We start from the raw sequence: 15,862 nt of genomic DNA, 5'->3' as shown, positions 1-15,862 counted from the left end.
CTATTAAACCCTTTGAAAGGATGATTGAATTGAAGATTAGTCCAATTGGCGGTTGTCAAGAAACACTTTGTATTAAAGTTCCTAAAGTTTATGATTGGGTAACTCGACAAGCTGATATCTTTAGAACCTTTAATAGACAAACTGGTTTAGATGAGCTCGATTTTGAATGTACGAATGGATTTACTCCTGAGGCTGACCCATGTTTGATTTTGAATGGCGGTAATGGCAATAGCACCCTTGGTATCAATTGTGATAACCTCAACGTTGAATGTATTATTACTGATGCTTTTGGAAATCCTGTTGACCCAGAAGCAGATAATGGAATTATTTGTAAAGAGATAACAGATCCAAGAAACCGTGAAAGTTTTGAATTCACACTGAATGGGGAAACTGTTACACTTCAAAAAGTGAAAGTATTAAAGAAAGGATTTTTTAGGATCCAAGTATCAAATGGAAATGGTGTAGTTTGTATTTCTGCCCCGCAGTCATTTGCAACAGTGGAAAAATTCTACCTCTGTGCACCAAGAGGGACTACACTACAATGTCATATTACAGACTTCCAATGTGAGGCTGTCCTTTGTTGTAGAGATGATGGAACATTTGAACAAGTTGATGTATCTATCAATATGTGTCAAAACATTCAAATGGAAGCCATTGTAAAGCTTGAAATCACGGCTGATTTCTGTCAACCTCGTCAAGAAATACCATTTGAGTGCCCTCCACTTCAAGTTCCACCTCAATGCCCTGAAGTCTTCCCTGGTTCATAATTTTACTAAAACAAGGGCACTTCTCATTTCTAAGCTGTTGACCTCCCTCGGTCAACAGCTTTTTCATTCAATTTTAATATAGTTTTTGTATTAACACCCATACTAATTTGGGATTGAAATAAAAATAAGTAGGAATGAAAAAAACCTACTGAAGAAAAGTACCACTGAATTTTGAAACTGGATAGTAAGCGACTACAATCTATTTTTCTTAAAAAAGGTCATCACCAAATCAGGGCATTTACATAGTATAAAAGTGGGAAGAAACCCTATCACAACGCTCGAAAGGAGAAATAAATAAATTATGGAAATTAAATCAATTGAAGGGCGTCAAGAAACGCTTTGTATTAAAGTTCCTAAAGTATATGACTGGGTAACTCGACAAGTAGATGTACCACTTCAAGCTTTTACTGGTGAGAAAGGATTGAAGCAGTTAAACTTTAATGGAAACTGTTCAGATCCTTGTTTAGACCTAGCTAATATGGGGGCATTGTCAATTAAATGTATCCTTACAGATTCATTAGGTAACCCTGTTGATCCGTTAGAGCATGGTTCTATCTTATGTACTGAAATTCCTCAAACACACGGTCGACATGAAGTAGAAATTACACTTCCCGATGGAGAAGTTGTTACATTACAAAAAGTAAAAGTATTGAAAAAAGGATATTTCGTCGTGCAAGTAGCCAATGCAGCTGGAACTCACGTCTACACTTCTAAGCCTCAACATTTTGCAGTTGCAGAAAAGTTTTTCCTATGTGCTCCTGAAGGTACACATTTGCAATGCGAAATTACTGACTTTGAGTGCGATGCTCATTTAATTTGTGGAGAAGATGAAAATGGAGATCCTGAATTTCAGCAAATTGATGTTTCAATTAATATGTGCCAAAACGTACAAATGGAAGCTCTTGTAAAATTAGAGATTACAGCAGGATTCTGCCAACCTCGTCAAGAGTTACCATTTGAATGTCCTCCACTTCACGTTCCACCACAATGTCCAGAAATCTTTCCATCTTAATGTAGCAAAAAAGAGGGCCGCCACCCTCTTTTTTGTTTTCAGGTGAAACTTTATTGAGGGTTTATTTGCTTAAACTTTTGACTCCAGGTGCGATCAAAGTCATGGTTTCATTTAAAGAGAAAAAAGACTGGCACATATTGTGCTTCAGTTCATAGTATAAATTAGACATTTTACCTAACCACTATGAAAGGATGGATCGTAATGAATAAGTCTATTAAGGGAGGAAAAGAAACTCTCTGTATCAAAGTGCCTAAAGTGTATGACTGGGTAACTAGGCAAGTTGATGTTCCGCTTCAATCATTCACAGGTCCTGAAGCCTTAAAAAAATTAAATTTTAGTTGTAACGGACATGATTGTGTAGACCCTTGTGCGGCACTAGCTGATATGGGTGCCTTAACTATTGAATGTATTTTAACAGATTCAGAAGGTAACCCAGTTAATCCCTTAACCCCAGGTGCTATCCTTTGTAAAGAAATTCCACAACACCATGGCCGTCAAGTTGTTGAACTTACTCTTCATAATGGAGAAATCATAACTCTACAAAGAGTAAAAGTTTTGAAAAAAGGATATTATATTGTACAGATAAAAAATGCTGCTGGAACGATTGTATGCACATCTGACCCTCAACATTTTGCCGTCGCTGAAAAGTTTTTCCTGTGTGCTCCTGAAGGAACATATTTACAATGTGAAATTACCGATTTTGAGTGTGATGTTAATTTAATTTGTAAAGAAGATGAAGAAGGGGATCCAGTTTTTCAACAAATTGATGTTTCCATTAACATGTGCCAAAATATTCAAATGGAAGCTATTGTAAAATTGGAAATTTGTGCTGATTTCTGTCAACCTCGTCCTGAGGTACCTTTTACTTGCCCACCACTTAGCTTTCCGCCACAATGTCCGGAAATCTTTCCTGTTCCTGACGATTATTAAGTGTTATTGTTCTTTATGGAGGAGAAATCCTCCTCTTTTTTTTTACAATTATTTATATGAATTCATATTTGTTAAAGACCTACTTTTTCACCTTCTCTACTTTATGTATATTCAAAAATTTAAAATAGTACATGGCAAATGACCAAGGCTTTCGCGGATTTTTAGAATTTATTCTCATACTTTTTATATGAGCCATTCACTTGAACTTCATCATACTGACAATTAATTCACTAATTTTTATATCACCTATTAATCTAGATTAATTAATCATTTTAATAAAAATGACCTCAATCTAAACTATTGACTTATCCATTAATTAAGGCAAATACATATTATGAAGTAGTCCAAAGCGGAAAGGATGAAAATAGTATGAACAAAATCAGTCCAATACAAGAAGCACTCTGTATCCGGGTTCCAAAAGTTTATGATTGGATTACTAGGCAAGCAGATATAAAAAAAACGTTCTCGGGATCACAAGGATTAGCTGATCTTGAATTTGAGTGTAATAACGGCTTTACACCTGAAGCTGATCCATGTTTTATATTGAATGGAGCTAATGGTCATAACAACCTCGGGGTTAATTGTGATCATCTGAACGTTGATTGTATTATTACTGATGCTTTTGGTCACCCTGTCGATCCAGAAGCACCCGGTGGAATCATTTGTAAAGAAATAACGGATCCTAGAAATCGTGAAAGTGTTAGCGTCAACTTGGATGGTGAAAGTACTACTTTACAAAAAGTCAAAGTATTAAAGAAAGGTTTTTTTGTCATCCGAGTATCTAATGGAAATGAAATTATTTGTACATCTGCTCCCCAGTCGTTTGCAACAGTTGAAAAATTCTTCCTATGTGCTCCACCAGGTACGAAATTACAATGCGAAATTTCACATTTCCAATGTGAAGCTGTTCTTTGTTGTCGTGAAGATGATACATTCAGTCAACTTGTTGTTCATATTAACATGTGTCAAAACATTCAAATGGAAGCTCAAGTAAAGTTACAAATCACTGCAGATTTCTGTCAACCACGTCAAGAAATCCCATTTGACTGTCCTGCACCACAAATTCCACAGCAATGCTTCTTTCCAATAAGTGATATTCGCGATATTTCAGGAAAAGTATGTAAACCTCAATTTGTAAGTTTTGGTCCAAATCAATCTGTTACTCAAGTCATTTCAATAACCCCAACTGGGATTGCAAATGTAACATTAGAAACAATTAGTGGTGAAAGAGGGATTCGTGTACATTGTATAGCAGCTGGTACTACAACAGCGGTAGTTACAGTGAGAAATGATCAAACAGGACAGACAAGAAATGTGACACTTAGAATTTCGTGCACTTAATCGGCAGCATTCTTTGCTGTCTTTTCTTTTTTCCTTCACAATAAAATATTGTCGTTACCTTCTACATACATATGAGTGAGGAACCTATTTTTAAGGAGGGAAAAATATGACGGAAGAACAAAAGAAAATGAATGCACAAGGATTTTTTAATTACTCTGTCATCTTACCCGAACTGGATGAGGAAGAAAGGGAAGTTCTTATTATGGGGAGTTTTATTATAGAAAATACGGGAGAAGAAATGTTACACACACCGATCATTTGTTTAAGGGTTAATCCAATTTCATCAGGAAAATTAGGAGGAAAAATAGAAGCAGCCCCACGTAATGAAATGATTGTAGATGCCTCAAATTCAGAGGAGTGGCAGTTCATTAGCCAAGAGCGGAAGGACAATTTGAAGGAGAATGGAGAATACTGGTTAAAGCCAGTCGAAAGTAAGGAACTAAGTCCAGGGGAAAAACTCTTTTTTTCAAACTTCGACATCAATCTTTCTAAACCTGAAGAAAAAAACTCTGTAATTGTGGAAGGTTTTGTTTATTTTAAAGAACTTCAACAAGGAGTTCCCGCTTTAAATAAAATAATTGTTAATTTTTAATATTGGTATTGATAAGGGAGGGGATACTTACCCCCTTTTTACATATATACACATTTTAAGGAGTGACTTAATGAGAATCATTTATATTCCCTCTGGATATAAACGAGTTTATGATTACTTCGATGATTCAATAATAAAAGAACTAATAAAGTTAAAACATCAAATTAAAACTTTTACAATAAAGGAAAATATTAATAAGTTAAAAGCCACTGTATCCTCATTTAAACCCGATCTTATCCTTACAATGGCTGGATTTAAAATGCCACCTCCTGTACTCATTTTAGTAAAGCAACTAAAAATCCCTATTGCTATTTGGTTAACAGAAGACCCGTATTATACTGATAAAACACTTAAGATTATCCATCATTATGATTATATTTTCACCATTGAGTCTGCCTGTGTCGACATTTATAAAAAGGAAGGACATAAAAATGTTCATCATCTAGCACTCGGCGTAAATCCATCAATCTTTTCTCCCGGGTCTATTATTAAAAATAATGAAAAATATGATATTTGTTTAGTTGGTTTTCCGTATCCTGACCGTATTAAAATTGTACAATTTCTACTTGATCATACCCCATACTCGATCTTAACCGTTGGAAGCACATGGAATTCTTTACTAGCTAAATATAAATCTACGAATAATTATCAAATCATAGAAACATGGGTTGAACCACAAAGAGTAGCAAGCTTTTACAATCAAAGTAAAATAGTTTTAAACACATACCGTCCATATGATTTTAAATATAATCGGAATACAAAAGGCGTTATAAATCAGAGTATTAACAATCGAACATTTGAAATTGCAAGTTGTGGGGCTTTTCAATTAACTGAACTCAAACCAGACCTCGTTAAATATTTCATAGATAATAAAGAGATCGTTTCTTTTACATCAATAAATGATTTACTTCAAAAAATTAACTATTATCTTAAACACGAGAAAGAAAGAAAAGGAATCGGAGTAAATGCGAGAAAAAGAGTTTTAAAGAATCATACATTTGCTTACCGATTAAATAAGATGTTAAATATAATAGGAAATTCTCTATAAAAAAAATGAAATGGATTTTTAAGCTTCCATTTCATTTTTTCTTCTTATTTAAAAAGCTCCATGATATTGGACGGCCCTTATTAAAGTAATTTAGCTCCCAAGGACTTAACTGAACACTTTCTCTAGTTGAAAAACATAACTTATTTAAATACTTATAATCAATAGGAGATAAACTATTATTTTCACATATATAATACTTTCCAGTACATGTAAACAATATACCATCTGGTAAGATCGTATTCCTCGTTATTTTTGATTCAAGTGGTGGTCCGTTTGGTATTCTTTGTAGATTTTTTTTGTCTAAAACAATAATATCATTATATCTAAAATTATATCTTCTCATTGCCATTGGTCTTATTAACCTTTTTTTGTTTTTTTGTATAAAATAAATGTTGTGTGATCTATCCTTTACGAGGAGGTTATTAGGTAATTTACCATTATAAAAAATTTTATCGTCAACGGGTGGTCCTAGAGGATATTTAAATAAAAATGGGTCTGGGATATTTACAATTTTTTGTTTGTTGTATTTTAACTGACTGAATAATTGTGGAGAAATTTTTCTTCTTGCTTTACTCTCAATTACATAAATGTCTGGTGAAAGCCCTTTAATTAAGGTCCCCTCAGGAATAGTGTCTGGTAAATATCGATTTAATATTTGAAAAGAATACGGTGTTTTATTATTAATATCCAGTGCTTTTTCTATTGGATGAAAAGGGTAAAATTCATTTAACCTTTCCCAAGCAACAGCATCAGCATTATGCCAATGATCTGGATGGTCATCCCAATAATTATTGTACTTTCTCTTTACTCTTTCAATCGCTTCACGTGTGTGCATGACCGAACAATGATCAACAATATTCGAAGCTTTTTTCAATACACCTCTGGTATCTCTTATGGTTTGGGAGCTGATACTAAAACTTTCATCTAACCTACGAAAAATTTGCTTGGAATAAACAATATGAACATTTGGATGATCATCTAAATAATTTGACATTATCTCCAAACGCTCAGGCAAGTATTCATTATCATCGGTTAAGTAGGAAATGTATTTTCCTTTGGATAATGGAATAGCCTGATTAATTAATGTAGCATAGCGTGTTGTTTTATGCCTATTTTCATTATTGATATGGCTATTAAAGTAATGAATTCTTATATCACTAATATAGGATTTAATAATATTTGTAGTGTGTTCATTTGAAGCATCATTCATGATAAATAGTTCCCATTCTTTTAGCGTCTGATTTAAAACGCTCTCGATTGACTTCCTAACTGTTTCTGGTTTATTATAACAAGTTAAAATTATAGAGACTTTTGGATTCATACCATTCCTCCTTCTTCCCAAATTATAAAATTTTTAAGGTATTGTTTCTAATAAGCTATGCAATTTTCATAAGTCAGTAACTAAAATAATTAATTACAACCATAATTCCTTATTTGTCTATATGATAGTATTACTCATTTTAATTGTAATACTTTTATCTTTAAAATTAGGTTAGAAGAATACTTTTGTTTTTCTACTCAATTCTTTTTACCATTTTCAGTAGAGCTTTGTTGTACTTTAAAAAAAGGAAGAAAAAAGAATGTAATTTAGTAACTACATTCTTCAAAATTTATTAATCATTTAAGCTTCCAAAATATTTTGCTTCTGTAGATCAAATTCTTCTTCTGTTAAAAACCCTTGCTCTCTCAATCTAGCAAGTTTTTCTAGTTGTTCTACGTTACTTATAGTATTTTTAGAACAATCAGGTATAATTGCAACTAATATCTGGTTCTTACTTGTACGTTTCAAAACACGATATCCTTTATCTGAAACAGTAGCTATTCCTTCATCATTTGGAATACAGTAGCCTCCTGGTTGACAGGTTCCATCGTCACGTACACGTATTTTTCCAAGGAGGCCGACCGCGACCCACTCTGGCCTCTTTAAACGGGGAATGTATTCTTTTTCTGGGTCCCATTCAGGGTTAATGACTGGTTTTGACTCGATACGCTTTTGGACCTCTATATTTCCTTCTTCGTCTCTCAATGCGGGCACCTCTACGTCCTTGTATAAAACTCTCCCCCATTCATCGGTCATATATTTCTTATCCCAGCGTAATTCAGCACTATCTCCTAACACGACTGGATTAGCACTTGTGATCCCCAAAATATAATCATCACTTTGCCGAGCTATTCTTACCTTTTCACTTTCACTGTCAAAGGTCACAAAATAGCCCACGTCAATCGGTTGTTCATCCCAATACTTTAAAGGATAATTTTTCATTATTCTTTTTAATAACATGGTCAGGTAAAGGATTATTAACAATAATGGTGCCACTGCCGCCCATGCGGATGGAATCAATACGAGTGCGCACCAAGTGGCCGCTCATGCCGAGGGGGGAAATACGAACGCTAGTGGTGGAGCGTCGCATGCGGAAGGAAGTAGTACGACCTCAAGTGGTTTTGCCTCTCATGCCGAAGGGAGTAATACGACAGCGAATAGCTTTGTCTCTCATGCGGAGGGTATTGCCATTAAACAAAACCAAAATCTGTTCTTTTCCTGTACGTTTCAATACTCGGTACCCTCTATGAAGCTGTTGCGATTCCACCGTCTTTTGGGACACAATATCCTTTTGGCTGACACGTTCCATCATCTCGAATGAGAAGTTTTCCTAATAAGCCAACAGGCACCCATTCCGGTCTTTTCATTCGTGGAATATATTCTTCTTTCGGATTCCATTCTGGATTTAGAATAGGTTGTGTTTCTGTATACTCAGGAACAATTATATTTCCTTCATTATCCTTTACTGCTGTAAAATCACATCGTAATATTTGACTCTGCCCCACTCGTCAGTTTGATACTTATTTTTCCACCTTAATTCTCCACTGTCGGCTAATACCGCTGGATTCACACTAGTAATTCCCAATATATAGTCATCTTCTTTATTTGCTTTTCGTATTCTATCACCTTCACCATCTAAAGTAACAAAATACCCCACGTCAATCGGATTACCATCTACGGTCTCGAACAACTCCGCATAATCGGATGCAGGACTACTCACAGTACCATCAACCTTCACGTTGCCATCTCGTAGTATTTTAGCTGCTAACCCTCTATTTGCGGCCCTGTTCATTTGCTAAATACCAAGAATAATCTAAATCATTAGAATCTCCAAATCTGCCCATGATATGGACACCCGTTAAACCATTGGCACTCGTATTATTTCCTTCGGCATGAGATAGGATAGATGAGCATTAGCGATCGTATCTCTTCCTTGGGCATGAGAGATAAAGCCGCTGGTCAGTGTATTTAAACCTTCGGCATGAGAATTCACCCCGCTGGCTATAGTGCTATTTCCTTCTGCATGAGCTGTCGTTTGACTAACTGTCGTATTTAACCCCTCCGCATGAGAAGCGAATCCACTTGCAGTCGTTCCACTACCTTCCGCGACGGAGCATCCATTTGTAGCATTCGTAATAATACAACCGTTAGGACAACAGGCTTGAGGTTGCATGATCCCTACTCCTTGTTCTTGACTACCTTCCTCTTGATTTTCTTTTTCAAACCTCGAGTAGCTCAGAGAACTACTTTTTGATCTGCTAATCATCTATTTTAATTTACGGTATTACGGTAAAAAAATAAATTTGAAACGTCTATTATCTTTAACCTTTTGTCTATTTAAATTTTCATTATGAGGAAAATACATGAACTCACATTTTTTGCAAAAAACATAACAAGTTGACATTCTTTATCATAAATTGGATTAAATGCAAGAAGTGTTTCTATTAATATTTTATTTTTGAACGAAACAGAAGGGAGTTATCAATTGTGTCATGAGAAATCAAATTGCGGAAGTATTAATTCATTTGCACATGCCCAAAACCGCTGGGACTACATTAAGAACAATCATAAAACAAAATGTAGATAGTAGTAAAAGTTACGAGCTTTATAGATATGGAAATCAATTATCAAAGATCTTATCGAATCTAAATCAAAAAGACATTAAGTGTATTCAAGGGCATTTTCCGTATGGAATTCACGAACTGCTAGATCAAAAAGCCATATATATAACAATGCTTAGAAATCCCGTCGAACGTGTCATTTCTGAATATTACTTTATTAAAAGTATTCCACGACATGAGTTACATCAACAAGTTAAAAAGATGACATTAACCGAATACCAACAAGAACTAAGAAATTGTAATTTACAAACCCGGCTTCTTTCAGGCAAAGTTACAAAAGAGGTACTCTCACAAGAAGATATACAACAAGCAAAAGTAAATATAAAAAAACATTTTAAAATAGTTGGAATTACTGAATTATTTAACGAGTCAATTTTTTTAATGCAAAAGGAATTTGGATGGATGAATATATTTTATAAAAAATACAATATTACAAGAGGGAAACCTACTAATATTGCAGATAGCACGTTGGATAAAATATCAAAAAATAACGTTTTAGATATTGAATTATATAATTATGCGAGAGAAATATTAAAGACTAAACTAAATGCTCTTAATGAGATTGAAAGAAATAAACTGTTACAATTTACCATTAGGCAACAATCTCATTAGACAAATTGAACATAATTTAATAAAATGTTAGGACTGTCCCAAGGAAGTTACTCCAACCTCGACAAGGCTTGAGATCTTTTGAACTCCATTAGGACAGTCCTTTTTTAATAGTTTCCATTTAAATGATACATTCTGAAGTGTTCTAGGTTAATTTATAATCTTTTCTAAAAAATTTTTGCATTTTTAGAATGTAGACATGCATTTCCCTAGCTCTTTTCCTATTTATTTTAAATATTTGACCTGAATTATTCATACTTTGTAGTTAAGTCATAAAATAAACCAAAAACAAATATTTTTCTTTACCATTAAAAGAAATCATAATTCGGCTACTTTAGACGTGATTTTAAAATATATGCTAGAAAATCATCAGTTTTTGGGGAGACTACTCCCTTGTTCTGTTCTGTTCTGGCATTGAATTTTAAAAATAGGTATCAGGGTAGTTCACTCTAGCTTTAGCTTCTGAATTCGCTGAAGTACTTTCCAAAAGAATTCTTGGTAGACGAAACTTGACGATAGTTTAAAGTAAAGGGACCGTCCTGACTTTACTAATTTACTAGTAATTTTAATGATCCGTGTACGTATGGTTTCGATTTGCATGTTCTTTTGTTCTTCAGGAAAACAAAGGGTGCGCAGCCAATTCGTTAGGTTATAAGCTAACAGACTCAACTTCATCTTAACCTCGTTTACTTGGAAAGAATGGCTGTTCATTTTATCTAAACCAAAACCATTCTTGGCTTCCTTGATGTAGTTCTCCATTGTCCCTCTTTTTTGGTAAGTGAGGACGATATCCTTGGAAGAAAAGGCATCTACTAAATTGGTCACCCAGGTACGAATGGGTAAATAACAACTCACCTGCAGGGCGTACCGACTTTATAATCACTTTTCTAGGCTTAGACCATGATTTCGCTTGATAAATGGTTTCTTCATAATAACATTCCGCCTTCGTAACATCGAAAGGTATAGATGATGGAAGTAGCTCTTCCGCAATTCGTTGCAGATTCGCATTTGATTTAAGTCGATTCACGTAGTAAACCGATTCTTTTTCACACAAATCATACAAAGCAGGGACGGCGAAACCACTATCACCACGAATAAATGATGTCGTTTCTGGGAATTTTTCGTTGTAATGTTCAATAAGGGGTTGAATAAACTCCACAATACCGTTAGAGGTATAGACATTCCCAGGACGTAGCTTAGCCTTAAGAAAATCGCCTGTAATTCCGTCAAAGGCAACTAATGGATGGGAACCGACAGTTCCATAATGGGCATTATAAGCTGCGGATTCTTGGTTTCCATAGGTATCCGAATGCGTAGAATCCAAATCAAAGATGAGTACCTTTGACTCTCTGAACTGATGAATTTTGTCAATAAGTTCTTGATTGGTTCGATTTAATTGTTCTATAGATTGGTTATCAAACCGTCTAAAAAAACGAGATAAACTGGGTTGAGAGGCTAACGCATCTGTTCCAATGACCCGAGTAAATACAGGATCATTTGTCAATTGATCTGCGGCATCATCTTCAGGATATCCAGCAATGATTTGATAAATCTTTTGACGAAGCAAATTTTCATTCGAATGAAAATAGTAACGTCTGTTGTCTTTTAGGTTTAGATACTGAGCCAAAGTTTTAGAGAAACCAATTTTTTCATCGAATTCTCTAAAGATGAATTCACCTGTATCAGAGGAAAGAGAGCCTCCGTTATTTGACAATTTAATCTGATGATTGAAATTAAGCGTTAATTGCGGTAAAGTAGCCATTATAAGAATCCTTTCTGGTGGTTATTAGTCGCATTTTAACCTTATCAGAAATGGGTTCTTTTTTCATTTTTCAAGTGAAAAACTATTTAACAAAAAAGCTTATTAGATAGGCATTAATGGCCAATTAATGATTTTCTATGAATAATTCAGGGTCAAGATGATGGGGTTGGATCGTAATAAGGTGACCCTGTTCAAACATTTTATTCATTCCATTAAAGCACGTGGCAGAGGATAAGACGCTACCACATCCCGTTTTACAAGTTGGGAAGATTTTAAAGAGATGGTTCTAACTCTCTCCTGGTCATTCGCTAATGTTAGAAGTGCATCTTTAATATCATCTGATGATACAGAAGAAGACTCTCCTAACAAAACAGTTGCCCCATATTCAGCCACGGCTTCTGTGATTTCTTTTTGATTGTCAGCCACAATAATAGTAAGAGACGGAAGAGCCATAAAACAACGTTCCCACGTCGTTGAGCGTCCTGCACCAATAGCGAAATCCGCTTCATGCATAAATCTTGCCATCGTCGACACTTGAATGTGTAAGAAGTAGCCATAACGTTCACACATAAACTTGATTTCTTCAATATTCGGATTCGATGACCCAACAATAACATCTATATGCCAGTTCTTATCACAATCCGATATTGCACGGAGTGTTTTCATTGTTTCGTTTGTTGAATCTGTGCCACCAAAGAACACTAGAAGCCGGGAAAGACTACCTGAACGAATTTTTACATTGGGGGCAAAATCGATAAATTCATCCCGCAGTAACACATAATCGGGTCCTAGAAGATCTTGCAATGTGAAGGAACGAGTGACGCATAGGGGGTCATCACATAACATTTGTAATTTTGATCGAGAAGATAATGACAATTGTGCCGGCGATTAGCCAAGTCGTCAATCACAAGGATTTTCCCTACATAAGGGACAAGAGCTCTCTCCCACTTTTCATCTAAAAAGTAATGATCTACAACAAGAAGGTCAACCCTTTTTTCCGCATGGTTTATCCAAGAAAGCGTCATCCCGCAATCTTCTTCCCATCCCCTCTCTTGCCAATGCGCTGAAGGATTTGGTAGAACATGTGTGTGATACCCTCTTTGTTTAATTATAGAAATTACGTGCCCCTTTAAGGCGGCAGTTATAAAGGATACCTCACACCCAAATCGCCTAAGTTGCTCAGCAAGAGTTAAACACCTCATTACATGACCTGTCCCAATATTAACCGAGGAACCCACTCGAATTACAACCTTCATGGGTTTTCACTCTTTTCTCACATGTACTGACCACCATTTACAGCAAGAACTTGCCCTGTGATATAACTAGAAAGATTTGGTGATAATAAAAAGGCAACTGACCAAGCAATTTCTTCAGGTTTAGCAAATCTCCCCAAAGGAATATCATTTGTGATTTTTTCTTTTACTTTCATAGGAATTCCTTCAGTCATGTCCGTGTGAGTAAAGCCAGGAGCAACGACATTGACACGTACACTTTTTCGTGCTGATTCTTTCGCAAGGCTTTTTGCCAAGCCAATTAAACCTGCTTTGCTTGCAGCATAATTAACTTGACCAAGGTTCCCCATAGAAGCTACAATACTACTGATCAATACAATCGAACCGGATTGTCGCTCATAACAATCAGGAAGAACATGGCGTAAGGTATGGAATGCTCCAAGTAGATTAACATCCATAACCTCACTCCAATTTTTCTCACTCATTTTATGGAAAAATGTGTCCCGATTAATTCCAGCATTACTAACAACACCGTAAATTGGGCCTAATTTTTCTTGTACAGTTGAAACAACATGTTTCATTTCTTCTGTTTTTGAGACGTCTGCTCGGATAAAGAGATGACCAAAACGACCCTTTTCTGAACGACTTGTATAGGCCACAATAGCCCCTAATTCTTCTAGTTTTGCTACAATAGCTTCTCCGATTCCTTTGTTCCCACCTGTAACAAGAATAACTTTCCCTTCTAATCCAAACATATTTAAGTTCCCCCTACTGAATTTCAATGGTTATTTTTTCATAAGGCGTAAGTGGTTTTCGTTCAACCCATTCATGAGAAAGGATACCCATTCTTACAACATTGTGGTACTCTCCATTTTTGTAAATATGGTCAATAAATGTTCCTTCAATTTTTGACCCAAACTTTTGGTGCATGCCGATAACGTTTTCGTTAAATTGAAACACCTCACACCAAAGTTTATGAAGGCCTAGCGTATCAAACGCATAGTCATACATGTTACATTCTAAAATACGCCCAAGACCTTTTCCTCTTGCTTCCACACTTCCAAGATAATAGGCCCAAGAGGCTTGATGATTTCGTTTATCAATGTGATTAACACTCATAAGCCCAACAGGTGTTCCATCTTCAAGCTCGATAATCCAATATTTTTCTACATGAATATTTTCATTGATTTTTTTAAACCAATTGCGCTGGTCTTCTAAGGTTAAAACAGGATCTGTGTACATGTATTTTGTTACTTCTTCAGACATTCTCCACAACATAATTTGTTCTAAATCATGTTCCGTTACTTTTCGTAGTCTCGCGGTCATATTACGATCACCTCTCGTTTTTTGCTCAATGTGACGGATTAATCCCTCTTTTACTTTGGATAGTTGTCCAACAGGTTCAATAACATCCAATAAGGGTCTGTATTGAGTTACAGAACTGGTAAAGCTCGTGAAATTTACATTAAATTATATAATGTCTAATCCTCTAGGAAATGTTCTTTGACTTAGATCTGATCCAGCATTTGTTACGATGTGATATTTATTTTTTAGATAGAAGTTAATAATTTCATCTATTACATTTGAATCAATTACAGGGCAATTAGAAGTAATTCTTACAATAATATCTATATTGTTTTCTTTCGCTGCTAAATAGTACTAACTGAGAACGTCTTCTTCACTACCCCTATATACCTTAGCACCACATTTAATTGCTTCATATTCAATAGATTTATCTCTCTCTTGTACTGTTGTAGCAATAATAATCTCCTCTATTAAATTAGATTGTTTAACTCTTTCTATAACATGCGATAGTACAGTTCTTCCCATTATATCTTTCATTACTTTACCTGAAAGTCTTGCTGAACCATTCTTGCTTGTATAATAGCTGCTATTTTCATATTAACCTCCTATTTCCGATAGAAGTTTATAATTTTGTAAAAACCATTAATAACATCTTCTACATCTTTATCTGACATAGCAGGAAATAAAGGCACTGTTAGCATACTATTATATAGGTCTTCTGCTTTTGGACACAAACCTTTAGGATATCCTAAACTTTGATAGTATGGATGCAAGTAAACTGGGATATAATGAACGTGAACTCCTATGTTTTCAGCCAAAAGTGCTTCATATATATGTCTTCGATCAACCTTTAATTTCTCTAAATCTAATTCTAAAACATAAAGGTGATTTGACCTGAAAAGTCAGCATTTTTTTGAAGTATTATTCCATCTAGATTTTCAAATGCTTCATTATACTTTGCTACTATTTCTTTTCTTCTCGTAATAAACTTATCTATTTTTTTAGTTGACTTATTCCCAGAGCAGCTTGAAAGTCCGTTAATCTATAGTTGAAACCTAAATCTAATTGTTCATAATACCAACCCCCACCATCTTTATTTCTAACTGATTTATATGTCTTGTAATACAATGGGATCTAAAGTTAACTAATTTATTATAATATTCCTGATTATTTGTCCGAACGTATAGAGACTATCTCTCAAAGAATGTCGACGAATGTTCAGTCTACAGATACTAACCTGGAAGAATTAAAGGTAACGCTTACAGATTTTCGCACGAGGCGTTCAAAAGAACTCAACGTGAAGCCAGGCTGAACAATATGGT

18 protein-coding genes and 2 pseudogenes are annotated in these 15,862 nt (G+C 35.0%); 7 read left to right on the top strand and 13 right to left on the bottom strand.

Annotated features, from left to right (window positions below; genetic code table 11):
* Window positions 1-29 precede the first annotated feature (29 nt).
* The 6 genes from BK574_RS24225 (at window position 30) to BK574_RS24200 (ending at window position 5,690) form a co-directional block, all read left to right on the top strand.
* On the top strand, window positions 30-767 hold the full coding sequence (locus BK574_RS24225) for a BMQ_0737 family morphogenetic spore coat protein (RefSeq protein ID WP_238458082.1): 738 nt from the start codon (window positions 30-32) through the stop codon (window positions 765-767).
* Between the two features lie 301 nt (window positions 768-1,068).
* On the top strand, window positions 1,069-1,779 hold the full coding sequence (locus BK574_RS24220) for a BMQ_0737 family morphogenetic spore coat protein (RefSeq protein WP_078430414.1): 711 nt from the start codon (window positions 1,069-1,071) through the stop codon (window positions 1,777-1,779).
* 201 nt (window positions 1,780-1,980) lie between these two features.
* Complete coding sequence (locus BK574_RS24215) at window positions 1,981-2,709, top strand: BMQ_0737 family morphogenetic spore coat protein (protein WP_078430413.1); 729 nt, start codon at window positions 1,981-1,983, stop codon at window positions 2,707-2,709.
* 369 nt (window positions 2,710-3,078) lie between these two features.
* Window positions 3,079-4,050 (top strand): BMQ_0737 family morphogenetic spore coat protein, encoded by a 972-nt coding sequence (locus BK574_RS24210; RefSeq protein ID WP_078430412.1) that lies wholly within the window; start codon window positions 3,079-3,081, stop codon window positions 4,048-4,050.
* A 106-nt stretch (window positions 4,051-4,156) separates the two neighbouring features.
* Complete coding sequence (locus BK574_RS24205) at window positions 4,157-4,642, top strand: hypothetical protein (protein ID WP_078430411.1); 486 nt, start codon at window positions 4,157-4,159, stop codon at window positions 4,640-4,642.
* A gap of 70 nt (window positions 4,643-4,712) precedes the next feature.
* Window positions 4,713-5,690 carry a CgeB family protein gene (locus BK574_RS24200; RefSeq protein ID WP_078430410.1) on the top strand — a complete coding sequence of 326 codons (978 nt, stop codon included), beginning with the start codon at window positions 4,713-4,715 and terminating at the stop codon, window positions 5,688-5,690.
* A gap of 31 nt (window positions 5,691-5,721) precedes the next feature.
* Here the strand turns inward: BK574_RS24200 and BK574_RS24195 are convergent, their stop codons facing one another.
* The 5 genes from BK574_RS24195 to BK574_RS24175 all read right to left on the bottom strand — a co-directional run bounded on the left by BK574_RS24195 (window position 5,722) and on the right by BK574_RS24175 (window position 9,184).
* On the bottom strand, window positions 5,722-7,011 hold the full coding sequence (locus BK574_RS24195) for a glycosyltransferase family 2 protein (protein ID WP_078430409.1): 1,290 nt from the start codon (window positions 7,009-7,011) through the stop codon (window positions 5,722-5,724).
* A 300-nt stretch (window positions 7,012-7,311) separates the two neighbouring features.
* Window positions 7,312-8,031, bottom strand: a complete 720-nt coding sequence (locus tag BK574_RS24190; RefSeq protein ID WP_078430408.1) for a peptidase G2 autoproteolytic cleavage domain-containing protein — start codon at window positions 8,029-8,031, stop codon at window positions 7,312-7,314.
* 224 nt (window positions 8,032-8,255) lie between these two features.
* Complete coding sequence (locus tag BK574_RS28970; protein ID WP_078430407.1) at window positions 8,256-8,516, bottom strand: peptidase G2 autoproteolytic cleavage domain-containing protein; 261 nt, start codon at window positions 8,514-8,516, stop codon at window positions 8,256-8,258.
* Window positions 8,474-8,803 carry a peptidase G2 autoproteolytic cleavage domain-containing protein gene (locus tag BK574_RS28965; RefSeq protein ID WP_078430406.1) on the bottom strand — a complete coding sequence of 110 codons (330 nt, stop codon included), beginning with the start codon at window positions 8,801-8,803 and terminating at the stop codon, window positions 8,474-8,476. Before BK574_RS28965 ends, BK574_RS28970 begins: the two co-directional genes overlap by 43 nt.
* 66 nt (window positions 8,804-8,869) lie before the next feature.
* Window positions 8,870-9,184, bottom strand: coding sequence for a hypothetical protein (locus BK574_RS24175; RefSeq protein ID WP_078430405.1), 315 nt, complete (start codon window positions 9,182-9,184; stop codon window positions 8,870-8,872).
* 319 nt (window positions 9,185-9,503) lie between these two features.
* On the opposite strand from BK574_RS24175, the gene BK574_RS24170 reads away from it, so the two are divergent.
* Window positions 9,504-10,244 carry a sulfotransferase family 2 domain-containing protein gene (locus tag BK574_RS24170; RefSeq protein ID WP_078430404.1) on the top strand — a complete coding sequence of 247 codons (741 nt, stop codon included), beginning with the start codon at window positions 9,504-9,506 and terminating at the stop codon, window positions 10,242-10,244.
* A 441-nt stretch (window positions 10,245-10,685) separates the two neighbouring features.
* Here the strand turns inward: BK574_RS24170 and BK574_RS24165 are convergent.
* The 8 genes and pseudogenes from BK574_RS24165 to BK574_RS28955 all read right to left on the bottom strand — a co-directional run bounded on the left by BK574_RS24165 (window position 10,686) and on the right by BK574_RS28955 (window position 15,668).
* Window positions 10,686-12,003: pseudogene (locus BK574_RS24165) on the bottom strand (IS1380 family transposase).
* A 204-nt stretch (window positions 12,004-12,207) separates the two neighbouring features.
* The gene (locus BK574_RS24160; protein ID WP_158211750.1) at window positions 12,208-12,807 is read right to left on the bottom strand and encodes a PseG/SpsG family protein; all 600 of its coding nucleotides are present in this window, start codon (window positions 12,805-12,807) and stop codon (window positions 12,208-12,210) included.
* The gene (locus BK574_RS24155) at window positions 12,792-13,259 is read right to left on the bottom strand and encodes a hypothetical protein (protein WP_078430402.1); all 468 of its coding nucleotides are present in this window, start codon (window positions 13,257-13,259) and stop codon (window positions 12,792-12,794) included. The genes BK574_RS24160 and BK574_RS24155 overlap by 16 nt, the downstream gene beginning before the upstream one ends.
* Before the next feature lie 17 nt (window positions 13,260-13,276).
* Entirely contained in the window at window positions 13,277-13,990 is a 714-nt protein-coding gene (locus tag BK574_RS24150; protein WP_078430401.1) for an SDR family oxidoreductase, read from the bottom strand.
* A gap of 13 nt (window positions 13,991-14,003) precedes the next feature.
* Window positions 14,004-14,651, bottom strand: a complete 648-nt coding sequence (pseH, locus tag BK574_RS24145; protein WP_238458081.1) for a UDP-4-amino-4,6-dideoxy-N-acetyl-beta-L-altrosamine N-acetyltransferase — start codon at window positions 14,649-14,651, stop codon at window positions 14,004-14,006.
* Window positions 14,652-14,894: 243 nt separating this feature from the next.
* A complete protein-coding gene (locus tag BK574_RS28135; RefSeq protein WP_218970621.1) occupies window positions 14,895-15,077 on the bottom strand; it encodes a cytidylyltransferase domain-containing protein in 183 nt (60 codons plus the stop codon).
* 68 nt (window positions 15,078-15,145) lie between these two features.
* Window positions 15,146-15,421 (bottom strand): annotated as a pseudogene (locus BK574_RS28960) (DegT/DnrJ/EryC1/StrS family aminotransferase); the annotation flags it as partial.
* A gap of 112 nt (window positions 15,422-15,533) precedes the next feature.
* On the bottom strand, window positions 15,534-15,668 hold the full coding sequence (locus BK574_RS28955) for a DegT/DnrJ/EryC1/StrS family aminotransferase (protein WP_274379443.1): 135 nt from the start codon (window positions 15,666-15,668) through the stop codon (window positions 15,534-15,536).
* Window positions 15,669-15,862: the final 194 nt, after the last annotated feature.

Source organism: Alkalihalobacterium alkalinitrilicum (assembly GCF_002019605.1).
GTDB classification, from domain to species: Bacteria; Bacillota; Bacilli; order Bacillales; family Bacillaceae_F; genus Alkalihalobacterium; species Alkalihalobacterium alkalinitrilicum.
This window is presented reverse-complemented; position numbering and strand designations above follow the sequence as displayed.